This window comes from Streptomyces sp. NPDC088733 (assembly GCF_044751185.1).
Classification (GTDB): Bacteria; Actinomycetota; Actinomycetes; order Streptomycetales; family Streptomycetaceae; genus Actinacidiphila.
In genome coordinates this window covers 1-1052 of sequence record NZ_JBIVLH010000071.1, presented here as the reverse complement: position 1 = coordinate 1052, position 1052 = coordinate 1, and the positions used below count along the sequence as shown (strand labels likewise).

At 66.2% G+C, this 1052-nt stretch carries 1 protein-coding gene; it reads right to left on the bottom strand.

What is annotated here, in order from left to right; genetic code table 11:
- Nucleotides 1–1029: condensation domain-containing protein (locus ACIP64_RS41495; protein WP_401598076.1), on the bottom strand; the 1029-nt coding region annotated here is incomplete at its 3' end.
- Nucleotides 1030–1052: the final 23 nt, after the last annotated feature.

Below are 1052 nucleotides of genomic sequence, written 5' to 3'. Positions count from 1 at the left end.
CGGCATGTTCTCGAAGACGGTGGAGGTGTCGAAGAGTGTGGTGTGGCCGGTGAGTTGCTGGATTTCGGTGAGGGGGAGGTGGGTGTGGTCGATGAGTGCGGTCTGCTGGTCCTGGATGCGGGTGAGCAGGGTGGTGAGGGTGTCGGTGGGGTGGATGCGGGCGCGGACCGGGACGGTGTTCATGAGGAGTCCGACGATGTCTTCGACGCCGGGGAGCTCTGGGGGGCGGCCGGAGACGGTGGCGCCGAAGACGATGTCCTGTTTGCCGGTCATGCGGGCGAGGAGGATGGCCCAGGCGCCTTGGACGAGGGTGTTGAGGGTGAGTCCGGCCTTGCGGGCTGTGGTGGTGAGGTGGGTGGTGAGGTCTTCGGGGAGTTCTGTCACGACGATGTCGGGTGTGACGGTGGTGTGGGTGGTGTCGGCGGGGGCGATGAGGGTGGGTTCTTCGAGGCCGGCGAGTGCTTCTTGCCAGGCTGTCCGGGCTGCGTGGGGATCGCGGTCGGCGAGCCATCCGAGGTAGTCGGTGAAGGGGGTGACGTCGGGGAGGGTGTGGTCGTTGCCGTGGTGTGCGTAGAGGGTGAAGAGGTCGTCGAGGACGAGGGGTACGGACCAGCCGTCGAGCAGGATGTGATGGTTTGTCATCATCAGGATGTGGTGGTCGGCGGCGAGTCGGATCAGGGTGAAGCGCAGGAGTGGTGCCGAGGCCATGTCGAAGCGGCGGGTCTGGTCCTCGGCGAGGAGTCGTCGCAGTTCCTGCTGCTGGTGCGTGTCGTCCAGGGTGCTGAGGTCTGTTTCGTGCCAGGGCACGTCGATGTCTCGTGCGACGACCTGTACGGTCTGGCCGGATCGGCGCTGGAGGAAGGCGGTGCGCAGGACGGCGTGGCGCTGTGCGAGTGCCTGTGCCGCCCTTCGCATGTCCTGCGCTCGCAGCGGTCCCTCGATCCTCATGGCCGACTGGGTGATGTAGGGGTCCACGGTGCCCTCGTCGTACAAGGCGTGGAAGAGGAACCCCTCCTGCAACGGCGACAGAGGCAGAACCGCCTCAAAACCTG